Annotated in this window: 19 protein-coding genes and 1 riboswitch; of the genes, 2 read left to right on the forward strand and 17 right to left on the reverse strand. The window is 41.7% G+C overall.

What is annotated here, in order from left to right; translation table 11 throughout:
* Positions 1 to 46, reverse strand: a riboswitch (PreQ1 riboswitch).
* A gap of 101 nt (positions 47 to 147) precedes the next feature.
* The 11 genes from ACTU7M_RS02200 to ACTU7M_RS02250 form a co-directional block, all read right to left on the reverse strand.
* Positions 148 to 2112 carry an ABC transporter permease gene (locus tag ACTU7M_RS02200; protein ID WP_443472737.1) on the reverse strand — a complete coding sequence of 655 codons (1965 nt, stop codon included), beginning with the start codon at positions 2110 to 2112 and terminating at the stop codon, positions 148 to 150.
* Positions 2102 to 2872 carry an ABC transporter ATP-binding protein gene (locus ACTU7M_RS02205; RefSeq protein ID WP_443472738.1) on the reverse strand — a complete coding sequence of 257 codons (771 nt, stop codon included), beginning with the start codon at positions 2870 to 2872 and terminating at the stop codon, positions 2102 to 2104. The genes ACTU7M_RS02200 and ACTU7M_RS02205 overlap by 11 nt, the downstream gene beginning before the upstream one ends.
* Positions 2873 to 2976: 104 nt before the next feature.
* Positions 2977 to 3945: a sensor histidine kinase gene (locus ACTU7M_RS02210; protein WP_443472739.1), complete on the reverse strand. Its 969-nt coding sequence runs from the start codon at positions 3943 to 3945 to the stop codon at positions 2977 to 2979.
* The gene (locus ACTU7M_RS02215; protein WP_443472740.1) at positions 3945 to 4628 is read right to left on the reverse strand and encodes a response regulator transcription factor; all 684 of its coding nucleotides are present in this window, start codon (positions 4626 to 4628) and stop codon (positions 3945 to 3947) included. The genes ACTU7M_RS02210 and ACTU7M_RS02215 overlap by 1 nt, the downstream gene beginning before the upstream one ends.
* Before the next feature lie 7 nt (positions 4629 to 4635).
* Entirely contained in the window at positions 4636 to 5772 is a 1137-nt protein-coding gene (gene alr / locus ACTU7M_RS02220) for an alanine racemase (protein ID WP_443472741.1), read from the reverse strand.
* 14 nt (positions 5773 to 5786) lie between these two features.
* Complete coding sequence (gene acpS, locus ACTU7M_RS02225) at positions 5787 to 6137, reverse strand: holo-ACP synthase (RefSeq protein WP_443472742.1); 351 nt, start codon at positions 6135 to 6137, stop codon at positions 5787 to 5789.
* Positions 6138 to 6164: 27 nt separating this feature from the next.
* Positions 6165 to 7502 (reverse strand): metallophosphoesterase, encoded by a 1338-nt coding sequence (locus ACTU7M_RS02230; protein WP_443472743.1) that lies wholly within the window; start codon positions 7500 to 7502, stop codon positions 6165 to 6167.
* A gap of 313 nt (positions 7503 to 7815) precedes the next feature.
* Entirely contained in the window at positions 7816 to 9387 is a 1572-nt protein-coding gene (locus ACTU7M_RS02235) for a DEAD/DEAH box helicase (protein ID WP_443472744.1), read from the reverse strand.
* A 376-nt stretch (positions 9388 to 9763) separates the two neighbouring features.
* The gene (locus ACTU7M_RS02240) at positions 9764 to 11152 is read right to left on the reverse strand and encodes a UDP-N-acetylmuramoyl-tripeptide--D-alanyl-D-alanine ligase (RefSeq protein WP_443472745.1); all 1389 of its coding nucleotides are present in this window, start codon (positions 11150 to 11152) and stop codon (positions 9764 to 9766) included.
* Between the two features lie 55 nt (positions 11153 to 11207).
* A complete protein-coding gene (locus ACTU7M_RS02245) occupies positions 11208 to 12293 on the reverse strand; it encodes a D-alanine--D-alanine ligase (protein WP_443472746.1) in 1086 nt (361 codons plus the stop codon).
* Between the two features lie 100 nt (positions 12294 to 12393).
* Positions 12394 to 13143, reverse strand: coding sequence for a hypothetical protein (locus ACTU7M_RS02250; RefSeq protein WP_443472747.1), 750 nt, complete (start codon positions 13141 to 13143; stop codon positions 12394 to 12396).
* Positions 13144 to 13319: 176 nt separating this feature from the next.
* On the opposite strand from ACTU7M_RS02250, the gene ACTU7M_RS02255 reads away from it, so the two are divergent.
* Positions 13320 to 14057, forward strand: coding sequence for an SMI1/KNR4 family protein (locus ACTU7M_RS02255; RefSeq protein WP_443472748.1), 738 nt, complete (start codon positions 13320 to 13322; stop codon positions 14055 to 14057).
* 225 nt (positions 14058 to 14282) lie between these two features.
* Here the strand turns inward: ACTU7M_RS02255 and ACTU7M_RS02260 are convergent, their stop codons facing one another.
* A complete protein-coding gene (locus ACTU7M_RS02260; RefSeq protein ID WP_443472749.1) occupies positions 14283 to 14546 on the reverse strand; it encodes a type B 50S ribosomal protein L31 in 264 nt (87 codons plus the stop codon).
* Between the two features lie 211 nt (positions 14547 to 14757).
* Between ACTU7M_RS02260 and ACTU7M_RS02265 the strand changes: the two genes are divergently transcribed.
* Positions 14758 to 15612 carry a DegV family protein gene (locus ACTU7M_RS02265; RefSeq protein WP_443472750.1) on the forward strand — a complete coding sequence of 285 codons (855 nt, stop codon included), beginning with the start codon at positions 14758 to 14760 and terminating at the stop codon, positions 15610 to 15612.
* Between the two features lie 273 nt (positions 15613 to 15885).
* Here ACTU7M_RS02265 and ACTU7M_RS02270 read toward each other — a convergent pair whose 3' ends face one another.
* From ACTU7M_RS02270 to fba, 5 genes are all read right to left on the reverse strand, one after another.
* Entirely contained in the window at positions 15886 to 16248 is a 363-nt protein-coding gene (locus tag ACTU7M_RS02270; RefSeq protein WP_443472751.1) for a hypothetical protein, read from the reverse strand.
* Positions 16249 to 16287: 39 nt separating this feature from the next.
* Positions 16288 to 17538, reverse strand: a complete 1251-nt coding sequence (gene rho, locus ACTU7M_RS02275; RefSeq protein ID WP_443472816.1) for a transcription termination factor Rho — start codon at positions 17536 to 17538, stop codon at positions 16288 to 16290.
* Positions 17539 to 17588: 50 nt separating this feature from the next.
* A complete protein-coding gene (locus ACTU7M_RS02280; protein WP_443472752.1) occupies positions 17589 to 18860 on the reverse strand; it encodes a UDP-N-acetylglucosamine 1-carboxyvinyltransferase in 1272 nt (423 codons plus the stop codon).
* A gap of 56 nt (positions 18861 to 18916) precedes the next feature.
* Complete coding sequence (locus ACTU7M_RS02285) at positions 18917 to 19705, reverse strand: AAC(3) family N-acetyltransferase (RefSeq protein WP_443472753.1); 789 nt, start codon at positions 19703 to 19705, stop codon at positions 18917 to 18919.
* 69 nt (positions 19706 to 19774) lie between these two features.
* The gene (gene fba / locus ACTU7M_RS02290) at positions 19775 to 20632 is read right to left on the reverse strand and encodes a class II fructose-1,6-bisphosphate aldolase (RefSeq protein WP_443472754.1); all 858 of its coding nucleotides are present in this window, start codon (positions 20630 to 20632) and stop codon (positions 19775 to 19777) included.
* Between the last annotated feature and the right edge of the window lie 42 nt (positions 20633 to 20674).

Here is a 20674-nt window from a genome sequence, read left to right on the forward strand (position 1 = left end):
TTCCTCCTAGTTTTTTTCCGTGGGATGGTCGACGAACCACGTACTGCTTTTTGACAAGCTTATCTATTTTAGCACAATAAAAGAATAGCAACAAGGAGCATTTAAAAGGGAAGCAATGATCATCATTGCTTCCCTTTTGCTCGAACTTTATTGCACGATTGAGTAATAGATTCTCGCTGTTAATCGGTAGATAATCCAGTAAATCAACCCAAACGCAACAACAACACCTACTATACTTCCTATCAAGATCGTATGTGAATGCAATCCAAAAATGAGTAACATTTTATACAAGATTGGATATGCAAATGCCGTGTGAATCGTTGCAACAATAATCGGCAACATGAACATCCAGATGACCTGGCTACGGCTCGTGTCACGGATCATCTCTTTATCCAATCCAACTTTCTGCATAATCTGGAACCGCGTCCGATCTTCATAGCCTTCAGAAACTTGCTTGAAATAAGTAATTAAAATAGTCCCAATTGTGAAAAGCGTGCCCAAGAAAATTCCCAGGAACAGAAACCCTCCCGTCATGGAATACCATTCTTCGCGCATATCAGCCTGTGTTTCATAGTTAACGATTGCTTCTTCTTCAATTAACGGTCGTAGTTTTTTTGAATATGCCGCCCCAGCTTCATCCGATGCATGCGTATTCCATAGAATACTTCCCGTAACACTTGTATCGTAACTTTGGCCTTTTTCTTCATATGTATCGAGAATTGTACTAATCGTAGCCACGGTGGGGACTACAAATAAGAACGTTTGTCCCAATTCTTCGTCAGTCATAAAATGATCTAATTCATCGCTAAAAGTCTTCACCTTGAATTCTTCATCCGCTATCCGAATCGTATCAAATTGATATTTCGCTGCTTCATGAATATAAATTTCTCCTGTTTTTGGTGCCAAGGAAAGACCTTCAAGTTCATTTATAGTTTCCGCTGTCAGAAGTGTTGTAGACGTATAAGAACCATCGTCTCCTTTTATTTCATTCCCATTCAGAACACCAAAGACGTTTGCATAAGAGTAACTCTCTAAATCAGAAATTGTTAAACCAAATGTATCGGATTGAATACGTGCTGTTACTTTATCAATATCTGCTTGTATAGCTTCCATTGTTTTCTCATCATCATAATAAACGGTAGCCTGATGATCGGATGGATAACGACTCGTTAAAGCTTGTTCCGATCCCACATATATTGCGGTAGTTGTACCCAAAGCGATAATGACCATACAGGAAAGAATCGCAATGTTGGCGAGACCTGTTGCATTTTGTTTCATCCGGTAAAGCATCCCCGAAATAGAAATAAAAGCGCGTGGTTGGTAATACAGTTTTTGATTTTTTTTCATCCGTTTCAGAATGTAGATGGAACCAGAAGTAAATAGCAAGTAGGTTCCAACAATAACCAACAAAACTGCGGTGAAAAAGTTGACTAAAGCTGCGATTGGATCTGTTATTGTTAGGGAAATATAGTAACCTGCCCCTAATAACAAAAGTCCCAGCAGAAATAGAAAGACGTTACTTTTAGGTTCTTTCTCCCCTTCTTTCTCTCCACGCAGTAATTGTATCGGGTTGGAAAACGTCACCTGACTGACATTATACAAATAGGCAATAAAGAAAATAGTGACAAACACAGCAGCTGTCAGGACAAAATTCAAGGGATTAAATGAGTAAGGCATTTCAACCGGTAATTTCAACAAATAATTCAAAAAGAGAAACATCAGTCGCCCTAACACAGACCCCATTACTAGCCCCAGTAGAATGGTAACCATCCCAACAATAATGGATTCAAGCAACAAAATACGCGCAACATGTCGTTTTTCCAGCCCCAAAATCCCGTACAGCCCAACCTCTTTTTTACGCTTTTTTATAAGAAAACTGTTTGTATAAAGTAGAAAAACCAATGAAAACAGCCCGATGGTAATGGCTCCGAATCGGAACAGGAGTATTAATATATCTGCTCCACGCATCCCATCAAAGTCGTTGGACATGAGTGAGAACATTTGAAAAAGCATGGAAACCGTCAGGGTTGCAGAGATTCCGTAGGGAAGATAGAGTTGCTTGTTGGCCCGGATATTACGCAGTGCCATTTTCAAGTAAAAATTACTCTGCATGCTGCTCACCTCGATTGGTCACGACCAACATCGATTGGGCAATCTTGTCCCGGAAATCTTCAACCGAAAGGTTCCCACGATACAATTCATGGTATACGATGCCATCGCGAATAAATAATACGCGGTTTGAATAGCTGGCCGCCTGCACACTGTGGGTAACCATCATAATCGTTTGCCCTTCTTCGTTAATCCGTTCAAATGTCTCCAACAGGTTTTGTGATGCTTTCGAATCTAGCGCACCTGTTGGTTCATCGGCTAACAGTACTTTTGGTTGGGTAATTAACGCACGCGCCACAGCAGCACGTTGTTTTTGACCACCTGAAACTTCATAGGGGAAACGAATTAATTGTTCATGAATACCCAGGTTCTTCGCTAGAGGCAACAACCTTTTTTCCATTTCAATAACGGGTATTCCGGATAAAACAAGTGGCAAGGAAATATTATCTTTCAAATTAAATGTGTCCAACAAGTTAAAATCCTGGAATACAAATCCCAGTGTGTCGCGACGAAAACGTGAAATCTCTTTGTCTTTAATTTTGGATAGTGGTTGTCCTTCTAAATAGACTTCTCCAGATGTTGGTTTATCCAACGTGGAAAGAATGTTCAACAACGTTGTTTTTCCAGATCCAGATTCTCCCATGATTGCGATAAATTCACCTTTATTAACAGAAAAATTCACATTACTAAGTGCTTCCGTCCCTTTATTAGCCAACCTTGCACGGTATATTTTTTTTAAGTTCTTAATTTCAATAAATGTCATTGTTATTCCTCCTTGCCTATAATAATAGAGGATTATATCCCTCCTAGCCTTTATTTTTCCTTACAATCAAACAAAGGAACCTTACACTTTTGTAAGGTTCCGCGTTAATCAAATAATAAGACATCATTCCGCTCCAAATGGAGGATGGCTTTTGTGTAAATACCGACTTCAGATTCAATTTCCAGTCGATGGCCAAGTCGTTTGCAAATCATTCGACTTAAAAACAAACCCAAACCCGTTGACTTTTCATGCAAGCGACCGGATAAACCCGTATATCCTTTTTCAAAAATTTTGGGCAGATCCTCTGCACGAACACCCGTCCCATTATCCTCAATAATCAAACTATCACCTTCCGCATAGATACGGATTCGGCCGGTGGGTGCATATTTCAAACTGTTGGACAGAAGTTGTTCCACAATGACTTCCAACCACTTATTATCCGATACCACCGATAATTGCATCGGTTGGTAATCAAGCTGGATACGATTATAAATAAAGAGGCTTGCATACTTCTTGATAACTTTACGGATTACACTATCTAAATCAACGTTAACTAAATCAAGCTCTTGATTGGTTCCTTCCAACTTCAAGTAATTTAGCGCCATGTGGGTGTAATCTTCCACCCGAATCAATTCTTGTTCGATTTGCTTTTTAGATTCAGAGTGCGGTAATTGCTGTTGAAGTAAGCTCATCGCTGCAATGGGCGTTTTGATTTGATGCAACCAAAGCGTAAAATAATCCATTTGCTCTTGTTCCTTTTCGCGATTCCTCTGTTCCTGGTCCCGCAGTTTTTCTTCCAACAACGCAAGTTTTGTTTGATAAATCTGTTCAATCGAAGTAAATTCATCTTCCAATGCCAACTCCTGTTTAAGGGCTCTATATCTTTCAGCATATCGCAACCACTGATAGAGCCAGTAAATCATTGAAAATAATCCCGTTAACAATAAACTATACCTAAAAAAAGGACCGGGAAAACGTGTCAGGAAAGCAACAATACCAAAACAAAGAGCAGCAACGCCAGCAATAACGGCTTGTGGTCGCATCGCATGCAAGAAGGCTTTGAAGATGGTCATCACGGGGTATCCTCCTCTGTCACTGAATAACCCATTCCTTTTTTGGTAACAATGAATGAATCCAAGCCGATATTCTTCATTTTTTTACGCAACCGTGTAATAGTGACAGCCAACGTATTATCATCGATAAACGATTCATCTTCCCACAAACGCACCATAATCTCCTCACGGGCTACAAACGTTCCTTTCTTTTGAAAAAGGAGTTCGAGCGTTCGCAGCTCATTGCGCGTTAAGTCCAACTCATTGTCCCCGTATATTAACTTCGATTCTCCTGGTTTGAGGATAACCGAACCGTGGTGCAAGTAGTTTTCATTTCCAGTGAAATCATAGGTGCGTCGCAATAAAGCCTGGATTTTCGCCAGTGCAACATTCAAGTCAAAAGGCTTTTGGATATAATCATCCCCGCCCATTTGAATGGCCATGACGATGTCCATATTTTCGGTACGACTGGAGATAAAAATGAGCGGCACTTGGGAAATTTTACGGATTTCCTGACACCAGTAATAACCATTAAAGGCAGGTAATTGGATATCCATTAATACAAGTTGAGGTGTCTCGGTATGGAAATGGTTCAGGACATTTTGAAAATCAGTGACCACAAAGGAATCGTAGCCCCATTTTTTCAGTTCTGCAGCCAAAACGGATGAAATGGTGCGATCATCCTCAACAATCATGATTTTCATTTTGTCTTCACCCCTCTTTTATATCGCTGTAAATACGTGGTACACGTGTACTGATGCCGCACAAAATCTCATAACCTATTGTTCCCAGAGCAACTGCCATTTCGGAAGGACTGTTCACTTCGCCGTTATTCTCGCCCAGCATCGTTACTTTCGTACCTACTGGATATTCTTTTGGCAAACTGATCATCAGTTGGTCCATGCAGACAACGCCACGGACAGGACAGCGGTGCCCATCCACCAATAGCGTTTGGCTGCCTAGGTCACGACGCCAGCCATCAGCATAGCCAACCGGTAACGTTGCCAACCACTCACCTTCATACGCTTTGTAGCGGGCACCATAGCTGATGGTGTCGCCTTCGTGCATTTGCTTCACATAGCTGATTTCTGTTTCCAGCGTAAAGGCTGGTTTTAACTTATAAGGCAAAGGAATCGTTAAGTCCGACGGGTTATAGCCATACATGGCAATCCCTATCCTGACGGCATCCGTTTGGAAGTCTTCATGCCATAACGTCATGGCTGAATTTGCTAAATGAACGATTTCTGGGCGTTTTTCCATACTTTGTACGAGTTCCTTGAAACGCGCGTATTGACGCTCGACTTGGGCGTCATCCTCGCCATCCGCGGTTGCGAAGTGGGTAAAGATCCCTTCCAAGTGCAACGATTCGTGTTTGTCACAGAACGCCTCAAATGCCTGGACCTCTTTGGCAGTCCTTAGACCAATTCGGCCCATCCCTGTATCAAGTGCTAAATGAATGCGCAAAGGGTTGGTTGTTTTCCGCAAATTCAACAACGGCAATGCTGCTTCCAACCATTCAAAGGAAGAAACGGTCACACTGATATTGGAGTCCGCCATCAATGCCACATCCCGTACTTCGGTCAGTCCCATCACTAATAAGAAATCTTCGGTAAAACCATTTTGGCGCAGTTCGATTGCTTCATCAAGGATGGCTACACAGAAACCATCCACTCCCGCTTCTTTGGCGGCATTCGCTATTGGAACGGCACCATGTCCGTATCCATCCGCCTTTACAACAGCCAATAGTTTCTTTTCCGGTTTAATATATTTTCGAATTTGATTAATATTCCATTTGATTGCACCTAAGTCAACTTTCGCCACTGTTGGGCGATGTGTTCCTCGCACCATAAAATAAAATCCCCTTACTTTTCTAAGATTACTTGCGCAACCACTGTATTTGAAGAATGCGAAATGGAAACCCAAACGTTGCCTTCAAATGGTGATTTCGTCACATTTGGTTTGCCGCGTTCACCGGGTAAAACTTCCATATCCTGAAAGGATAATTTCCCGATTCCGGTTCCGTAGGCTTTTGAGAAAGCCTCCTTGACCGCATAGCGACCAGCCAGAAATTCCATTTTCCGGGTGCCGGTCATTTTATCAAAAAGAGCAAATTCTTTTTCTGTCAGGACCCGGGTGGCAAATTGCTCGCGCCTTTCGTAAGCCCGCGTGATACGGTCCAGTTCAGTCACATCCAGGCCAATTCCCACAATCATCTTTGTCACTCCTCATGTTCAATGTCTTTATTTTACCAGAAAATCATTTGGTATGAATAGATTGCGGTCATCTAAATCAATATCTTGCAGGGAACGGGTGGAATAACGTTTCAAAAACCCATCACTGTTCTCCTGAATAATTTTGTAACCTGGGTGAGTTTCGAGTGTTTCATCGGTTTCAAAGTCTTGGCCGGAGAAGTAGCGGACATTCAGTCGTCCCACAAAATCCATTACGTCCTCTTCGTAAGTTTCCTCGTACCACTGCTCTTCAAACATCTGCCTCAAACCCAATGTCGCGCCATCTTCATAAAAAATATCATAAGCTGTTTGTTTGTAATCCAACAAATCCGGATCAGTTTGATTGGTCGCTTGTGCCCACTCCTCGACTGCCAATTCGCGGTGGCTATAGTTCAGACCCTCTGGCGAAATAGTAATTTCACCGACGCTATTGGGAAAAATCGACAAAGCACCTGTTATGACTTCCCGGGTATCGGCGTCGGACGAGATGTTTTGCGCATGGATATGACCCGCAAACAAAGCTGTAATCCCTTGTTCCTTTAACAAAGGATTGATTTCATCTGCATTTACCAAGGTATGTCCGGTTCGCTTGGAATCGTTATGCGAAAGGAGCGGATGGTGTCCCACCCACATCTTTGCATTATGCACCTGGAAATAATCGGATAACCAGGCAGCTGTTTCCATTTTTATTTTCCCTTCTACGGTTGGCGAACTTGTATTTTCGGTATCCGTGTAAATATTTGTATCCATCATAAGGATGGGATAGCCTGTTGCAGGTTCGATGGCGTAGCTGAGTGAATTGGGGTCTTGATTAATTGCCAAGTCAAAACCAAAATCAGCAAACAGTTCGCGGAAATCGTCGGGAGAGACTTGCTTGGTCGGTTTCATTTCAGGACCTTCAAATTTACGGGCCCATCCACTATGAATATCGTGGTTTCCGGGAATAACGCTGACCTGGGTTCCGTTTGCCTCGACTTGTTCAAAGTAGGCCGCTAAATCCACCATACTTTGGTACTCACCGTTAAAGGTCAAGTCGCCGCTGACTATCAGTAAATCGGGTTTCTCAATGGCCGCTTCCCAAACGAGTGCTTGCATCACGGAGTCGATGTGCGCCAAGTCCTTTCCTGCCGCTGATGCTTTCATCTGTGCGAAAGCTGAACCGACATCATGGAGCTCCGGTGAGATATAGTGGATATCGGTCACCATCCATATTTTCAAATCTTCTGATTCAGAGACAAGCGGATCTATGTTTCGAAATTCTGTTTCCGTTGTCCCAGCTGCTGTAAAGCGATATAAAAAACCGCCCGAAATAATAAGTGCGGATAGAATTGCTAATTTTTTTATCATGCGTATGCCCTCTTTCATGTAATAACAATTAATTATTGCAAAAATAGCGCATGACTTCAAGAAATTGGTGCAAGGTGCGGCGTTTAAAATGATTTTTGGTACTGAACACCGCACTATGGCTCCCAAGTGCGGTGTTCAGAAAATTATTTCAGTGGGAACGCCGCACTTTTGGAAAAAATGCGGCGTTTAGCGTTACTATATTTCAGCATCGCCGCATTTGGCGCTAAAATGCGGCGTTTAGACTTTTTTCGCGCACTTAACGCCGCACACAAAAAAAAAGAGCGAGACAGATGTCTCACTCTTTTGCTAACGATTAGTCGTTGCTTCTGATTTTGAAGCTTGGTTTGCTTCCGCCTTTGCTGCTTCCACCTTTACGGTCGTCGCGGCGTTTACCAGCACCACCTGAACGGCTACTGTCGCGGTCTTTGTTCCAAGAACGGTTTCCGCCACCGCTATTGCGGTCGCTTGATTGGCGACGGTCGTTTGAACGGTTTCCACCGCTCTTACCTTTGTAGCCGCCACCGCTGCTCTTACCACGGTAGCCGCCTTTGCCGCCTTTACGGGATGGCAATGGGCGTTCTGGAGTGATGTTTACAGGCACTTCAGATGCTTCTTTTGTTTGGCTCTTAAGGAATGCAGCAGCCAATTCTTCTGCTGTATACTTGTCCAATAAATGTTTGATTGCACGTTCGTATTTGTCAGCTTCTGTATCTTTGACAATATCTTCGATTGTGTCAATCGCATTTTTCAATTGTCCTACCATTGCCTCTTCATCTGAAGGTGGGCGAAGTGGTGACATTTCTTTACGTGTTAATTTCTCGATAGTACGTAAGTAGTCCATTTCGTTTGGTGTTACGAAAGTAACGGACATTCCTTCCTTACCAGCACGGCCTGTACGACCAATACGGTGAACGTAGCTTTCTGGATCTTGTGGGATATCGTAGTTGTAAACGTGAGTTACACCAGAAATATCCAAACCACGTGCAGCAACGTCAGTTGCAACAAGGATGTCCAAGTTTCCGCTCTTGAAGTCTTTCAAAACGCTCATGCGTTTTTTCTGAGTCAAGTCGCCATGAATTCCTTCAGCGCGGTAACCGCGTAGTTCAAGACCTTTTGACAATTCATCAACACGACGTTTTGTACGACCGAAGATGATTGTAAGTTCTGGGTTTTGAACGTCGAATAGACGAGTCATGTTATCGAATTTCTCGAAATCTTTACATTTCACGAAATATTGATCGATCAAGTTAGCAGTCATTTCTGATGCTTTAATTTGAACGTGTTCTGGATTCTTCATGAATTGCACACCGATACGTTTGATTGCTGGCGGCATTGTAGCTGAGAACAATAGTGTTTGACGAGTTTCAGATGGTGTTTCCGAAATAATAGCTTCGATGTCTTCCAAGAAGCCCATGTTTAGCATTTCGTCTGCTTCGTCCAAAACTAATGTTTCAATGTCTTGTAATTTAAGTGCCTTGCGACGGATAAGGTCCAAAAGACGGCCAGGTGTACCTACAACAATATGTGGGTTGTTTTTCAAGCCACGGATTTGGCGACTGATATCAGCACCACCGTAAACAACTTGTGCTGTAACACGTTTGTCGCGGCCTAGACGGTACAACTCTTCTTGTGTTTGGATAGCCAATTCACGAGTTGGTGCAATAATCAAACCTTGGATTGAACGTTTGTTACGATCAATTTTTTCCAACATTGGCAGACCGAATGCAGCTGTTTTACCTGTACCTGTTTGTGCTTGTCCAATTACGTCCATTCCTTTTAAACCTAAGGGAATTGTTTGCTCCTGGATTGGCGTTGCTTCTTCAAAACCCATAGCTTCGACGGATTTTAGTAGTTCGGGAGATAATCCCAGTTCTGTAAATTTCATGTTTCCTCCTAGTTTTTGAGAAACATTAAGAGAGTTTTTTTATAAAATCGTAAGAAAGCGTCGTTCTGTGCCTTCTTAATCCTCTAAATTGATTGATATCATAAATCATATGCAAATGATCATTTAATCGTTTGAATAGTAAGTTACTGGTCTCATTCTTCGTTCGCGAAGAAAACCCTCTTTATTCCTCTATTTTTAACAAAGGTAATCATACCATGACTTTCAATTATTTACAAATTTAAACCTTCATTATGTGAAAACCTTTTTAATGTGTTCGCTTCCAAAAAAGGCGTTTTTAAGCAAAAAGACACGCCTAGCACTAAAGAATAGCGTGGGCGTGTCTTGAAACAAAATTAATAATATTGCTTTCAAAAAATCATTGTTCCCTCAGAGCTTTTACAACCGACAGCAAATCAGTTCCGAAACTGGACTTGATTAAAATTTGGTCATTATGGTCGAGTGTTGCTTTCAGCTCTTCTATTAAAGGTGCCTTATCTCCGGTGAAATAATGCAGTTGATTTGTCGGGAATTTGCTTTCAAGGGCCTGGTACAGCGGTGCAATTTCGTCTCCATACAAATAAACTGCGTCGAAATCTTCCGGTTCCAGGGAAGCCGATAAGCTCGCGTGAAGTTCTGCAGATTTCTCGCCCAGTTCACGAATATCTCCCAAAAGAACAAACTTACGGCCTTCGCGCGGTAGTTTCGCATAAGCTTCCAGAACTGCCGTCATCGAGGTTGGACTTGCATTGTAAGCATCATTCAATAATTGGGAACCATTGATTCCTTCTAGCCATTGACTGCGGTTTTCGGTTAATTCAAAATGTTCCAGATAACCTTTTACTTCCAACATGGATAAGCCAAAATAGTCGGCAATCGTCAATGCTATCAAGGCATTTTGGACATTGTACTCGCCCAAAACAGGAATTTCCAATATTTCACCATCGTCTAAACTCACTTTGAATGACGTCGCATTTTTACCACTCTCGATGCCGTAAGCAAAGACAGTCGCGGTATGATCGATACCAAAAGTACGTTTGTGATAGTTACCATCAATCGGCATCTCTTCGCGGATCAAGGGCTCATCGATTGGGTAAATGAACAATCCATCAGGTTTAAGCCCGTCAAGGATTTCCAGCTTGGCTTTGGCAATGTTCCGGCGGCTGCCTAAATATTCCAGGTGGCTTTCACCAATAATTGTGATTGCCGCAACATCCGGTGTCGCCAGCTTACTCAAGAATGAAATTTCACCATGATCGGACATACCCATTTCCAATACCAAAATTTCAGTTTCTTCCGGCATTTGTAAAATTGTAAATGGTAAACCAATCTCGTTGTTGAAATTTCCTTTCGTCTTGTGCACTTTGAATTTCGCTTCCAAAACAGCGGCGGTCATATCTTTGGTTGTTGTCTTCCCATTACTGCCTGTAATTGCAACGACTTTTGGATTGATTTCGCCCAAATAATATTTAGCCAAATCCTGCAAAGCCGTTAAAGTATCATCGACCAAGATAATCGCGATGTCTGGTGGCGCCTCAGCTTCTGGACGGCTCCATAATGCGGCGGTAGCACCGTTGGCGATTGCGGACTGAATATAATCATGACCATCGGTTTCCCCTTTTAACGGTACAAAGAGACTGTCACTTGTCGCTTCACGCGAATCAAAAACGACGCTTGTTATTTCTGCGAAGCGGTTGGGGGAACTATAATCGATGGCTTTCACTGCTTTTACAATATCAATAATACGGATTGGCTTCATTTGTGTCATCCCTTCTCTGCAAGAAAAACCGCCTCATAGGAGAACGGCTTTTCACATTATACGTTTAGTCTACTTGAACACTCGTGATTTTCCCAGAATAACGTTTAAGGGCTAATTGGATTAACTCCTCCACCAAATCGCTATACTTCAAGCCTGCATGTTCCCAAAGAAGAGGATACATGGAGAATTGCGTAAATCCAGGCATCGTATTTACTTCATTGATGTAGATTTCGTGGTTACTTGTCACAAAGAAATCACAACGGCTCAAGCCACTACCATCCAAAGCGCGGAATGCTGTGGCAGCATATTCCTGCAGTTTTTCAACTAGTTCTTCTGGCAGATCAGCGGGAATATTCAATTCCACTGAGTTATTGATGTATTTTTCCTCATAGTCATAGAAATCTACTTTTTTAACGATTTCACCAGGTACTGAAGCATTCACATCAGAGTTACCCAAAATCGCGACTTCTACTTCGCGGGCTTCGATTCCTTGTTCCACAACCACACGTGAGTCATATATAAAAGCTTTTTCAATCGCGGCTAAAAGTTCTGCTTGATTGGATGCTTTAGAAATACCCACGCTTGAACCCATATTGGCTGGTTTGACAAACATTGGGTAAATTAAAGACCCTTCGCAACGTTGGAAAATTTCTTCTTGCTGGTTTTGCCAATCAAATTTCGTTACCGGTACATAGGGAACTTGCGGTAAGCCAGCTTGTTGGAACAGCTGTTTAGAAACGATTTTATCCATCCCTGCTGCACTTGCAAGCACGCCGCAGCCCACATAAGGCATATCCAACACTTCAAAAAACCCTTGAACTGTACCATCTTCACCGTTTGGTCCATGCAAAACAGGGAAAATAACAGCGTCTTCGGATTTAATCGCCGCAGGAGAAATTTTGATACCAATTGAACTTTGACCTTCTTCTGTAGCCATTTTTTTGACATCGCCCGCTGTTAATCGTAACATTTCTGATTCTTTAACGGGTTCAGTCAATGTTTCACCTTGGATCCATTCTCCGTCACGCGTAATATAAACAGGTACAACATCATAGTAATTATAGTATATTTCTTTCACGATGGAGTGGGCAGTTAGAATGGAAATATCATGTTCCGCACTCTTGCCTCCGTATATAAGAAAGATTTTCATTATTTTTCTCCTTAAGTTATAAAATTATCAAAGTTATTGTACCACAATCTTTTTACCGATAACATTAGAAAAGAACCTGCCAGACATTGCGGACAGGTCCTTATTTTAACTTATATGTCAGTTTCCACGAATCTTTATCTGCGTCATAAGTTAAGTCCCCGATTGAAGACCGTTCGTCGAGGCTCCCTTCCAGCATGCTAAGCTGATCTTCCACTACAAATAACGGTGCGGAATAAATGGCCCCAATCACAGTCATTTGGCGGAATGAAATACAAATACCTTCCTTGAACAACCGAATAACCTCTTGCTTATCATCCACCGTGAACGGCGAAACCAGGCGTTCTTTTTGGAAAAATTTACGTTTTCCATTTACCTTTTCCTTCATTCGTTGCGTAATCGATTCGGTAAATAAATCCCAGAACTCCTCCAAGTGGCGGTAGTAAACTTTGGCAAAATTATTTGGTAACGTTAAATAGATATAATTATTTTGAAGTTTATAGTAGAAAGGGGAATGAAGGTAGTTATGCGCATGGGCAATATACAAAATTTCCGAAATCTCGACTGGTGTCAACTGGTGTAACATTTCAATATTCGAGTAATCAATCCAGCACGGTTTATTTACATCTTGCGAAATAGATTTTAAAAATTTAACGACATTTTCTTGTTCTTTAATTACATTGAAACCTGTGTAGTTATCATAAGTGCTTAGGGGATGTTTGTAATTATTGAGTAAAAGCAGATTCTGAGGGATACGTTTCAGGGAAATAGCTTCAATCATATTTACAATCCCTTTACTTAGAACATTATTACCAACTGTGTCATAATATACGTAAACGATCTGTTCTGGCACTGGACGTCCCCTTTCTTTTTTAATTTATTATTTATTGTACTATAATAAGAGACTACACGAGTCTCAGCATCATGTTAATATTATTACAATTATATATCTTTTCAAAGCGATATGTAGAAAGAAATAGTTAAGTTTACGGAAATATTCAAAACCACCCACGAAAGGAGAGGTCAGTCATGGCTTCCCACCTGATTCCCACAGCATCCGAAAAAAATTTAAATCTTCTTTTGAAAAAAAGACCTTTAACCTCCACCCTGACAACAGCTGATTTACCAGAGAGTTATTTGCAGCTTTTAACTGAACAAAATGGCGGCTATGTCAAAAACATGGTGGTGCCAACCCAAGAACCGACATCAGACGGACTGGATTGCGCGCATCTGCATTATATATTGGGTTTGCATGAAAATAAAGAAAAATCACTGCCTTATCAAGATTTTTTGCCGGATTACTTTATTATTTTCAGTTCTCACAAAGGTTGTTACTTTACTTTTGATTATTCAAGGGGAGAGGTAGAGCCTGCTATTCGGTATTTGGATACCGAAACTGATAATTGGCAAGTTGTGGCATCCAATTTTACTGCCTTTTTAAGTAACTTGCGTCCGGGAAAAATCACGGTCCCTTTCGAAGGGCAGTTGACACGAACAGAGGCCGAGCATGCTTTTTTAACAGCGGGAGAGCCAGATGAACTGGATGTGCTCTGGGCACATCTGGAAGATACGGATGATAAAGAGTGGTATTTTGACTGGATTCAGTATTTTGCGCAAATTCCAATGTTCCATCAATCGGCATTTGGTGCCCTGGAAACGCAAATTCTATATTTCCGATTGGATTTACCGCAAAATGCTGATAAGGTTTTTAAGTTTTTTCCAGAAAAGAGCGACTGGATTCAAGAAGAATTGGCAGCTGATTTTTAAGACAAAAAACGACGATTAGCTATTTAGAAAATTGCTAATCGTCGTGAATTTGCGATTTTACGCCAATTAGATAGTCGTTTGTTTCCTAAGCGTCGCCTTTTTGAAAAATCACGACTATCAGCCCACACAACAAAACTTAATCGTCGTGCCTGCCAACTAAGAAAAATTATAAAACCCGATACCACAAAAAAACCAGCCCTCTCGGACTGGATTTTACGCTTGAAATTAAGCTTCTTCTGTTTCTGTTTTGAAACCGTATTTCTTGTTGAAACGGCCCACGCGTCCTTCTGCTTGTGCAAATTTTTGACGACCAGTGTAGAACGGATGAGAATCTGAAGTAACTTCCATACGGATCAATGGATATGTGTTTCCGTCTTCCCATTCAACAGTTTCGCCTGAACCTTTTGTTGAGCCTGACAAGAATTTGAACCCTGTAGAAGTGTCCATGAATACTACTTGTTGGTATTTTGGATGGATTTCTTGTTTCATCGTTATTTCTCTCCTTTTTGCCCTGAGATATTTCCTAAATCAGAGATATTTTTTGACTTGCGTCTATAACATTAAGATAATACCACGCATATTTTTTTAATGCAAGGTTTAAATGATGGTGTTTTTATTTTTCCCGGAACCTACAAGGTTACTGTTATGAAGGCACCCATATGTTAAAATAGAGAAAAAGAAGTTGTCAGGAGGAATAGATATGCCGTATATTATCACGACTGAAAGTGGCTCCGATATTTCCCAAGAATGGATTGATCGTTACAATATCCAAGTCGTTCCCATGCACGTGACTTTAGGTGATAAAACAATAGACGATGGCAGTATTCCCGTTGAGGAGATTTATAAATATTACGACGAGACAGGAACATTGCCAAAAACATCGGGATCAACCCCCGAAGATTTTCGCGTTTTATTTGAACGGATTTTTGCCGAAAACCCGGATGCGACTATCATCCACGTTGCGTACTCTGCCGTCACAACCGTCTCCTATAATTCGGCGCGGATTGCTGCAGAAGATTTTGAGAATATCCACCTTGTGGATAGTAAAAATGTAAGTGGTGGATTGACGGCTGTCGTGGTAGCAACCGCACAGTTCATCGAAGAAAACCCCACTGCAACCCCCGAAGAGATTGTTGCCTTTGTTGAAGATGTAAGGGAGCGGACACGTTTTGTCTTCTTACCACAAACACTGACTTACCTAAAAGCGGGTGGACGTGTGTCCAATGTCCAATTTTTTGGTGCCAGCCTTCTCAACATCCATCCGACCATTGCACTGAAGAATGGGCAGTTAATTGCTTCTAAAAAATATCGCGGGTCTTTCCACCGTTGTATAAAAAATGTTATTAACGACTTCTTTAAAGATTATGATATCATCCCCGAAACGCTGACCATCGGAGGAACACCGGGCATGAGTGCAGCCGATAGAGAAGTGGCGCTTAAGCAAGTGTCTGAGTTCGGTTTTAATAATCCCCATAGCTTTGATGCTGGTGCTGTCATTTCCAGCCACGGTGGTCCCGGTGCATTTGGAATTATTGCAATCGAGAAGAAAAAATAACGAATCGTACCAAACCAAAAAGCGGGGCTGGGAGTTATCTCCCTGCCCCGTATCTATTTACGAATACTTCAACGCAAACGTGCTCAAAAAGGCAGCCCCGACGCCACTTTATCATGGTTGTTGCTGCTTCAGCAGCTTACAAACATGATACACTTGGGCGTCAGCCCACAGTGCCCCCATAATAATGCTCAGATGGTCTGCGACCATCCTGTGCTTATTCGTTCCAGTGGTTCGGGGCTAAACGCCTTTTTCCCACTCTCGCTTTTTTGCATACTATGCTAATAATTCTGTTAATTTTTCTTCTGATGCACCGCTGTCGATGTTCAGGTTTGTGAATGCGTTTGGTCCATCGATTGTAACAACTTGCGGAACCAGTGGCACTTCCATTCTGTCGCGAAGAGCTTTAATTTCTGCATCAGTCGGTGTATGTAAACTATTCAAGTAATGAATAGTTAAATCGTTTTGCGCGCGTACGCTATCCAATTTTGGAACAAACTTTTGACAAAATGGGCAAACGGGTTTTCCGATGTAAAGAATTGTTTTTTCACCGTTTTCCAAACGTTCTTCAACTTGTTTTGCTGTGAGCTCCACAAAATTGCTGACGGTCTGTTCATATTGTTTTTGTTTCTCATCCATGTTGGCATCTCCCCTTTTAAATAATACTAGCATGGATATTTATTTCATCAAAGCAATACGTTTGATGAAATCTGCGTTGTTTTTTGTGGTACGTAATTGTCTCAAGAACTCTTCGGTATACTCCAAAGTATCGCCTCGCATCGTTTTACGTAGCTTCCAAACTGTTTCCAATTCTTTTTGCTCCAGCAGTAAATCGTCACGTCTTGTACCAGATTTCTTGATATCAATAGCCGGAAATACACGGCGGTCTGCAAGTTCACGTGAAAGCACCAATTCAGAGTTCCCTGTTCCTTTAAACTCTTCATAAATGATATCATCCATCCGACTACCTGTATCAACCAAGGCAGTTGAAAGAATGGTTAAACTGCCACCATCTTCAATATTACGTGCAGCTCCAAAGAATTTTTTTGGTTTATAAAGTGCAGCAGGGTCAATCCCTCCACTGAGTGTTCTTCCACTTGGAGGTACAACCAAATTATAGGCTCGTGCTAAACGCGTAATACTATCCATTAAAATGACAACATCGCGTTTATCTTCAACAAGGCGCATAGCGCGTTCCAGCACTAGTTCGCTCACGCGTACGTGATTGGCAGGCATTTGATCAAAAGTAGAGTAAACAACATCACCTTTTACACTGCGCTCGATATCGGTTACTTCTTCTGGTCGTTCATCAATCAAGAGCATAATCAATTCAACATCAGGATAATTTTCGGTGATGCCATTCGCCACACTTTTCAGCAATGTTGTTTTACCAGCTTTTGGTGGTGCGACAATCAAACCACGTTGCCCGAAACCGATTGGAGAAATTAAATCAATCATCCGATTGGCAACACTCTTTTGATCTGTCTCCAGGTTAATCCGTTTATTTGGATAAATGGGTGTAAGACCAGGAAAATGCGAACGTTCTTTTGCTTCATCGGGATTCTTTCCGTTAACGGTGTTGACTTGCATAAGCCCATAGTATCGTTCAGAAGGTTTTGGAGGACGGGCTTTACCGCCTACTTTGTCCCCGTTCCGCAGATCGAATCGGCGGATTTGGGAAGAAGATATATAAATGTCTTCCTGACTCGGAGAGTAGTTGATTGGTCTTAAGAAACCATATCCTTCCGAGGAAATAATGTCCAAGATTCCTTCCGTCATGAAAAAACCTTGTTTTTCTTCTTGCGCACGGATAATTGCATGTGCAAGTTCTTTTTTCGTCATTTGACTATAATAAGGAATTTTGTACTCTTTTGCGTATGTGTAAATCTCTTTTAACGTCTTTTTTTCAAGCTCCTGTATGGAAAGCATGTCTTCCAAGACTCTCACCTTCATTCTCGTTGTTTTTGAATTTTTGGTACCTATGCCTCGTCTTCAATCATGGCAATATCTGCTCCTAAAGCTGTCAGTTTTTCCACGATACCATCATAACCGCGTAAAATATTTTCTACACCTGAAATTATTGTGGTACCTTTTGCCATCAATCCTGCAATGACCAAGCAAGCACCTGCTCTCAAATCGCTTGCCTTCACTTCTGCACCTGTCATACTATTGGGTCCTTGCATAAAGATGGTGCCACTTTCCACCTTGATTCCCGCCCCCATACGTTTTAATTCAGGAATATGATTGACACGTTTAGGATAAATCGTATCGATGATGGTTCCGTCTCCACTTGCTTTCAATAAAAGTGGTGTAATGGGCTGTTGTAGATCCGTTGCAAAACCGGGATATGGAAGTGCCTTAATATGCACCATTTTTAAGTCGTCTGATTTACGGATCAAAATACTATCTTCACCGATTTCCATATTGACGCCCATTTCTTCCAGCTTGGCTACAAAACCTTCCAAATGTTCCACAATCACATTTTTGATCAAAACTTCTTCGCCAACTGCAGCAGCTGCTGCCAAATAAGTTCCAGCTTCGATACGGTCTGGGATAACCGTATGACGGCAGCCATGCAAAGTGTCGACGCCATCAATGCGGATGACATCCGTTCCCGCTCCGCGGATTTTAGCACCCATATTATTCAACAACGTACAAACGTCGATAATTTCCGGTTCTTTTGCGGCATTTTCGATAACCGTACGGCCATTTGCCCGAACGGCAGCCAAAATGGTATTAATTGTTGCTCCAATTGACACAACATCCAAATAAATACGATCTCCCGTTAAACCTTCCTCAGGAGACGTTAAATAAATCGCACCCATTTCATTGCGAACAGATGCTCCAAGTGCTTCAAAACCTTTGATATGTTGGTCAATCGGACGCGGGCCCAGATTACAGCCACCCGGAAGGCCAATGACACCTTCACCAAACTTAGAAAGAATGGCACCCATGAAATAATAGGAAGCCCGTAAATTCTTAATTTTACCTGTCGGCATTGGAATTGAAATCATCTTTGACGGATCAATATTCATGATTCCCGCTTCAGCATCAAAAGTTACCTCAACATTAAATTCTTCAAGAATTTCAATCAAGGAGCGTACGTCCTGGATGTCAGGAATCCCTTCAAGCGTCACCATTGAATCCGCTAGTATCGATGCAGGAATCAAAGCTACGGTACTATTTTTTGCCCCACTGATGGTAACTTCACCATTCAAGGGTTTATTCCCATTAATGATAATTTTTTTCATGTAAACTGCCTCGTTTCGAATCATTAAAAATATTGTTAACTACATTCTATCAAAATCTACTTTGATATGTAAACGTTAATGGTGTTTTCAGACAAAGGCTGGTTATCCGAGAACAAATCGGGATTATCTTGTAGCATTCTTGTCAAAACTTCGGTCAATTTTACTGTATCACAAATACGTACCTCGGCATCCCCTAATTTACCCAGCCACATGGCACCCGATTTTTGTAATACGCCATCGACTTTCCAAAAATGCTCTGACCACGATAAGCCACAATGACGACGCGATGGCACGGATATTTTTGTTCCATCCGCCAAAACGGTGTACAACTCTTCATGCGTATCGGTCATCCGCCCTGGAATATCCAACCACTCTTCAATACCATGAATAAATGTATTTCTGGTTAAATCTACCCCAAGCAACATAATTTTCGCTTTACGATCCAATAATTTTCCCCACACGGAGCCACGTGCACAGGGCGTATCAAACTTTTCATCTCCGCTGACAAAAGAAATCGCTTCGCTTCCCAAGGCAGCCACAGAATGCGTCGGGTGAAGGGAACGTACGACATTTTCACGTTTACGAAATAATTCAGTCAAGACTCCTACGTTTGAAGGTGAATCTACTACATGAAAATCTGGGTTTTCGGCGTTAATATATTCCCAAGTATGGGTCGGTAAAACTAACAAGCCATCTTTCATGTATGCGGTTAAACTATTTAAGACTGCATCGGGCCCGCCGGCAATTTGTCCTATACTCTTAAAAGATGAATGAACCAATAACGTTCCTTCTTTATCCAATCCCAATTGGTCTAGCTGGTTCAGAAGATCGGTTTGCGTATACATCATTATCCCTCTTTACATAAACGAAAAGCCGGAGCAGGAGCCCCGGCCATTCTGATATTATTTCATTAATTAAGCTTTGTTGCTTGAACCGAATACGTTCATGCGTTCGCGAACAAGTTTAACGATTGCTTCTTTACCAGGTCCAATAACTTTACGTGGGTCATAAACTTTAGAATCTGTTGCCAATTTGTCACGAACTGCTTCAGTCCATACTTGTTGGCATTCAGTATTCACGTTAATTTTTGTATGACCATATTCGATTGCTTTTGCAATTTGGTGTTGAGGAATTCCTGAACCACCATGCAATACAAGTGGTGCACCTGTCAATTCAGAAATTTCTTTCATTTCGTCGAATCCTAGTTTAGGTTCGCCAGAATAAGGTCCATGAACGGATCCTAAAGCAGCTGCCAAAGCATCGACATTGCCTTCTTTAACCATGCGCAAGCATTCTTGTGGATCTGCATATTGGATTCCGCCTGTGATACCATCTTCAGTACCACCAACCGTTCCAACTTCAGCTTCTACAGAAGCTCCTTTGGAATGTGCGTATTCTACAACTTTTTTAGTATTTTCAATGTTTTCATCGATTGGATGATGAGACATATCAATCATTACAGATGAATAGCCTGCATCGATTGCTGATTTACAGCTGTCATAACTTGTACCATGGTCTAAATGTAGTGCAACTGGCACTGTAATATCCATTGTTTCCAATAATGCACTAACCATAGATGCTACGACTAAATGTCCACCCATATATTTTGCAGCGCCTTCAGAAACTCCCAAAATAACAGGTGAATTTTCTGCTTGAGCAGCTTCAAGAACAGCTTGTGTCCATTCTAGGTTGTTAATATTGAATTGCCCCACTGCGTACTTACCTTCTAAAGCTTTGTTTAACATCTCTGTCATACTTACTAAACGACTCATGTTTCTGCCTCCTTGGTATTCCTAAAAAATCTGTGGTGTTTG

It is taken from the genome of Jeotgalibaca sp. A122, from assembly GCF_052266715.1.
Classification (GTDB): domain Bacteria; phylum Bacillota; class Bacilli; order Lactobacillales; family Aerococcaceae; genus Jeotgalibaca.

Coding starts and splice junctions, on each gene's coding strand:
- ACTU7M_RS02200 (WP_443472737.1), bottom strand. CDS start 2,112: ATGCAGAGTAATTTTTACTTGAAAATGGCACTGCGTAATATCCGGGCC.
- ACTU7M_RS02205 (WP_443472738.1), bottom strand. CDS start 2,872: ATGACATTTATTGAAATTAAGAACTTAAAAAAAATATACCGTGCAAGG.
- ACTU7M_RS02210 (WP_443472739.1), bottom strand. CDS start 3,945: ATGACCATCTTCAAAGCCTTCTTGCATGCGATGCGACCACAAGCCGTT.
- ACTU7M_RS02215 (WP_443472740.1), bottom strand. CDS start 4,628: ATGAAAATCATGATTGTTGAGGATGATCGCACCATTTCATCCGTTTTG.
- alr (WP_443472741.1), bottom strand. CDS start 5,772: ATGGTGCGAGGAACACATCGCCCAACAGTGGCGAAAGTTGACTTAGGT.
- acpS (WP_443472742.1), bottom strand. CDS start 6,137: ATGATTGTGGGAATTGGCCTGGATGTGACTGAACTGGACCGTATCACG.
- ACTU7M_RS02230 (WP_443472743.1), bottom strand. CDS start 7,502: ATGATAAAAAAATTAGCAATTCTATCCGCACTTATTATTTCGGGCGGT.
- ACTU7M_RS02235 (WP_443472744.1), bottom strand. CDS start 9,387: ATGAAATTTACAGAACTGGGATTATCTCCCGAACTACTAAAATCCGTC.
- ACTU7M_RS02240 (WP_443472745.1), bottom strand. CDS start 11,152: ATGACACAAATGAAGCCAATCCGTATTATTGATATTGTAAAAGCAGTG.
- ACTU7M_RS02245 (WP_443472746.1), bottom strand. CDS start 12,293: ATGAAAATCTTTCTTATATACGGAGGCAAGAGTGCGGAACATGATATT.
- ACTU7M_RS02255 (WP_443472748.1), top strand. CDS start 13,320: ATGGCTTCCCACCTGATTCCCACAGCATCCGAAAAAAATTTAAATCTT.
- ACTU7M_RS02260 (WP_443472749.1), bottom strand. CDS start 14,546: ATGAAACAAGAAATCCATCCAAAATACCAACAAGTAGTATTCATGGAC.
- ACTU7M_RS02265 (WP_443472750.1), top strand. CDS start 14,758: ATGCCGTATATTATCACGACTGAAAGTGGCTCCGATATTTCCCAAGAA.
- ACTU7M_RS02270 (WP_443472751.1), bottom strand. CDS start 16,248: ATGGATGAGAAACAAAAACAATATGAACAGACCGTCAGCAATTTTGTG.
- rho (WP_443472816.1), bottom strand. CDS start 17,538: ATGCTTTCCATACAGGAGCTTGAAAAAAAGACGTTAAAAGAGATTTAC.
- ACTU7M_RS02280 (WP_443472752.1), bottom strand. CDS start 18,860: ATGAAAAAAATTATCATTAATGGGAATAAACCCTTGAATGGTGAAGTT.
- ACTU7M_RS02285 (WP_443472753.1), bottom strand. CDS start 19,705: ATGTATACGCAAACCGATCTTCTGAACCAGCTAGACCAATTGGGATTG.
- fba (WP_443472754.1), bottom strand. CDS start 20,632: ATGAGTCGTTTAGTAAGTATGACAGAGATGTTAAACAAAGCTTTAGAA.